The organism is Pseudoalteromonas aquimarina (genome assembly GCF_049257255.1).
Lineage (GTDB): Bacteria > Pseudomonadota > Gammaproteobacteria > Enterobacterales > Alteromonadaceae > Pseudoalteromonas.
Genome location: NZ_JBMMUG010000019.1, coordinates 1 through 4,288, shown reverse-complemented (window position 1 = coordinate 4,288; position 4,288 = coordinate 1). Strand labels below are relative to the sequence as shown.

Genomic DNA, 4,288 nt, shown 5'->3' with positions numbered 1-4,288 from the left:
CAACCAACTCGTGATTCGCTGCTATGCTGCGTCGTTCCCCGTGTTGGTGGAGGCGCATTATAGAGAGATCCGAATTTGGATCAACCCCTATTTCAAACTTTTTTTAGTTTTTTGGATCGTTCGAGTGAAATACGTACAAAACAGCTCATAATTGCTAGTTTTGTGAGCTATTAAGTAGCATTTAAGACTATAAAACTGTTTTTTATTTACTTGAGTTGAAAGTTTGTTGAGTTACTTCACCCCAATAACTATCTTCAATGACACTCTCACTATAGGGTGATTCATAGCTTTTTATTGCCTTTCGCCAAAATGCAATTGCTTTATCTGCACCTTTAATTTGTTTTATTTGCCACTCTCCTTGGTAATGCTGCCAAATCCAATGGGCAAATTCACAACCTATCCCTTTAAATCTTACACTTGGTACAACATAGAATTCAGAAACTTCAAAACTTGCTGCTGTGTGTTTTTTAATTGCAGCTATACCGATGGGCCTATCTTTAATGTAGCAAATTAAGCCAAACACATTATCAACAAGCTCTGTATCAAGATCAAAAAGCCCCATTAAGTTAGGTAGCTTTCCATTGATTGCTGAAAACTCTGCTTCATACCCTTGTAATAAGTTTAAATAAACTCGCATGTTGGACTGTTCTACAACGACTACTTCCACTTACTTGCCTCATTAATTAATCAACTTATCAATCATCACATAAAAATTATTTCAAAAAAATAAAAACAACACTTTACCTAAAGTTAACTTGAGCTTTTATAGTGCAATCTAAAATTAACCAAGGAGCCATTTTATGAACTCATTTACTCGATATTTAAAAAGAATTACTTGTCACTCAATTTTCGTTTCAACTTCTGCACTTAAATAAGGAAATATAATGTTTTTAGAGCATGTGAATCTTGTTGTTACAGACCTTAAAAAGTCACTTTCTTTCTATCAAGCCGCTTTTCCACATTGGTATATTCGTTCAGAAGGCGCTGGCGATTGGAACGGTAAACCACGTAAGTGGATTCATTTTGGTGATGACTATCATTATATTGCGCTCAGTGATCATGGTGAGGGCATAAATAGACAACTCTCAGGTCATCAAATTGGGCTTGCGCACTTTGCTTATGTTGTAAAAAATTTAGATGCTTTGATAAAACGCATGCAACTTGCAGGTTTTGCTATAGATAAAGGCAGCAAACACCCTTTTCGTAAAAATGCGTATTTTATTGACCCAAATGGATTTGAAGTTGAGTTCGTTGAGTATTTAAGTGATTTACCACATGAGCGTAATAGTGACTAAGAATGCATTCAATAAGAAAGTGGTTCTCATCTTATGCTAGAGAATCACTTAGCACTTTTATTAGTTTATTAATTTCGATTGGTTTGGCTAGGTGTGCATCAAATCCTTCAGCTAAATAACGAGCTACATCACTTTCTAGCACATTTGCAGTAAGTGCAACGATTGGAATTTCTTTGTTCGTTTCTCTAATCTTTATACAAGCCATCTCACCATCCATAATTGGCATTTGAATATCCATAAAAATAATCTCCGGACTATGGGTTTCAAGTAACGTAATAGCCTCTCGGCCATTTTCTGCAATTATCAATTCTGCATTTGCTGGGGTAATGATTGCTTTAAATACCATTTGATTAACTTTATTGTCTTCAGCAAGTAAAATCGTTTTGCCTGTTAAGTTTGGCATTGTTTGTTCATCATCGTTTTGTTGAACTAACTTTTTCTTACCACTGTGTTTTAAAGGTAATTTAACTTTAAACTTTGCTCCTTTATCTAGCTCGCTTGATACTTCAATACTGCCATTCATCAAGTAAATCAATTGAGATACAATGGCAAGCCCCAAACCAGTTCCACCAAAACGCCTAGTAGTCGAACTATCGGCTTGTTCAAAACGTTCAAACAGCTTGTCTATTTGCTGTTGAGTCATTCCAATACCTGTGTCGGAAATTTCAAACAACACGCCCTGCTTATATTTACTAACGTTAACCTCAACTTTACCTGTATCGGTAAATTTAATTGAGTTACTTATTAGGTTTATTAATATTTGTTTAATTCGTGTTGGGTCGCCATACCAAACACCTTCGACAGGTTGCATTGAATTAACAGACAAATTTAATCCTTTAGTTTCAGCTATAGTCGCTTGTTCGTTAATTGTATCAAGCACCAGTTTCTCAAGGTCAAATTCTGTGTTTTCAATCTCCAGTTTGCCTGCTTCAAGTTTAGACACATCTAAAATATCGTTAATAATGGTAAGAAGAGTACGACCAGATGACAGTGCACTCTCAATTAGTTCACGCTCTTTTAATGCTTGCTTGGATTGTTTTAATAATTGTAAGGTGGTGAGTACAACATTAAGAGGCGTGCGAATTTCATGGCTCATGTTAGCTATAAATTCATTTTTAACATGATCTGCCTTTTTCAACTGTTGAATAGCTGATGCTAGTTCAGTTGTTTTGTCTTTTACTTTGCGCTTCAGCTGATCATTAAAGCCAGAAATAATGAGAGTGAATGTCACGCCAAGAGCCGCAACAATAAATCCAACAATAAGAGTTAACCAACTTAACCAATCTTTTTTGGTATTTTCAAAGCCATCTGTACTTTCAAAATTAACTAGCCACTTACGACCAAACCACATTAACTCGTAAGATTTAGAAAAGTGCAGGTCATGTGATGTTAAATGATTATTATTAAATCCTTCAACATAAGGGCGACTTGGGGAGTTAATATCTAAAATTGAAAAATCATAAGCGTCACTCACATTATTATCAATCAATAGTCGCTCTAATGATTTATCAACTTCTATTACTATTTCAGCTAGCCCGATTAACTTTTCATCTTCAACACTAAACACCGGATAATAAATAACATTGCCGGTTTCTTTATCAGATTGTTGCGCTAAGCGAATTGGTGGTGTAGCACGAATAGCTCTAGCATTAATCGCTTCAAATACGGTGTCACCAGCAACGGGGTGACTCGCAAGGTCAATACCAATAGCTAAACTATTATTGGCATAAGGTGCAGTTAAACCGATTGGAAATATTTTAGTGTGTAAACGATTTTCATCAAGGATTTTAACTTTTGAATTAGTTAAACCTCGGCTCTCTTGCTTTTTAATCCAGTTTTTTTGCTGCTCAACATCTAAGCTATCAAGCCATGCAATTGCACGATAAGGGATGATGCCATCATTTAAAGATGCAGCGATAAGTTGAAACTCATCAATTGTTGGGGATAACCCACTTCTAAACAGTGTCGCTAATGCAAACAGGTTACTTTCGATTTGCCTTTTTAGTATTTCAAGTTCGTAGATCTTTTTCTCTGTAATTTCTGAAAACTTTCCATTTAGATTTTTCTTATACACTTCTTTTGAATAGGTAAAAGTAAAACAAACAGAGGCAAGCAAAATAATACCCACCAAAATGACAAGTTTGCTGTTACTAATCTTAGAAAAATATTTAGATGGAAATAAGATGCCCAACAATGGAAAAAAGAATAGTACGCCAACACTGTCACCAACCCACCAAGTAAACCAAACAAAATCTAATATATAAAATGGGATGATACCTTGCAGGTACAAGCTTGTGGCACCGATAGATGCTGATATTAAACAAGCGACAGGACTTATCAATAATAAAATAGACAACAAAGAATATGCGGAATTGAGATTTAAAGGAAAATCACAAAACTTTTTTAGAAGATGAAAACTGACAACTGCTTGAAGTAATGCGCCAAAAGCTCTTACAGCGTTCCAAAATAAATCTGAAGTTGTGATTTGCTCTAGTGAAACACCTGAACTATATAAATTGGCACATAATGCGCCTAAAAATAATGGAAAGTACGCCTTTTTGCCAAAATAGAGCACCAACACCACAGCACAGCCTGCTGCAGGCCATACAGCACTTGCAAAACCAGGTTCAATACGAAAGAAGGTTCCAATTAAACCAAATGCAAAATAGCTGAAGGCTATAAAAATAAATGCAAAGCCAGTTTGGTCTAATAACGTTTTAGAGATTTTTGGCATTAATTCATGCTTATTTCAATAATTTACCTCATTAAAAATAGCACAAATTTAGCTTTTAATTGTTTTACTCCGAATGGTGTAAAAGGGATGATTGCTAAAATATTTATCTCAAAACGAAAAAACCCGAGCCTAAGCTCGGGTTTTTCAATGCGTTTGCATTTCTATAGTTGATTACTCAACGATAGAAGCTACAACACCAGCACCTACTGTACGGCCACCTTCACGGATCGCGAAACGTAGACCTTCGTCCATCGCGATT

Annotated in this window: 4 protein-coding genes; 1 reads left to right on the top strand and 3 read right to left on the bottom strand. The window is 35.5% G+C overall.

What is annotated here, in order from left to right; genetic code table 11:
- Window positions 1–202: 202 nt before the first annotated feature.
- Window positions 203–667, bottom strand: a complete 465-nt coding sequence (locus AAEU29_RS20995; protein WP_421975119.1) for a hypothetical protein — start codon at window positions 665–667, stop codon at window positions 203–205.
- A gap of 217 nt (window positions 668–884) precedes the next feature.
- Here AAEU29_RS20995 and AAEU29_RS20990 point away from each other — a divergent pair, with 217 nt between their 5' ends.
- Window positions 885–1,295: a VOC family protein gene (locus AAEU29_RS20990; RefSeq protein WP_421975118.1), complete on the top strand. Its 411-nt coding sequence runs from the start codon at window positions 885–887 to the stop codon at window positions 1,293–1,295.
- Window positions 1,296–1,326: 31 nt separating this feature from the next.
- Here the strand turns inward: AAEU29_RS20990 and AAEU29_RS20985 are convergent, their stop codons facing one another.
- Window positions 1,327–4,029: an ATP-binding protein gene (locus tag AAEU29_RS20985; RefSeq protein WP_421975117.1), complete on the bottom strand. Its 2,703-nt coding sequence runs from the start codon at window positions 4,027–4,029 to the stop codon at window positions 1,327–1,329.
- Between the two features lie 171 nt (window positions 4,030–4,200).
- Window positions 4,201–4,288 (bottom strand): EF-Tu C-terminal domain-related protein (locus tag AAEU29_RS20980; protein WP_498049603.1); only part of this gene is annotated, 88 nt, incomplete at its 5' end.

Excerpts from the sequence above, each read along its gene's own strand:
- AAEU29_RS20990 (WP_421975118.1), top strand. The coding sequence starts at position 885 with ATGTTTTTAGAGCATGTGAATCTTGTTGTTACAGACCTTAAAAAGTCA.
- AAEU29_RS20985 (WP_421975117.1), bottom strand. The coding sequence starts at position 4,029 with ATGCCAAAAATCTCTAAAACGTTATTAGACCAAACTGGCTTTGCATTT.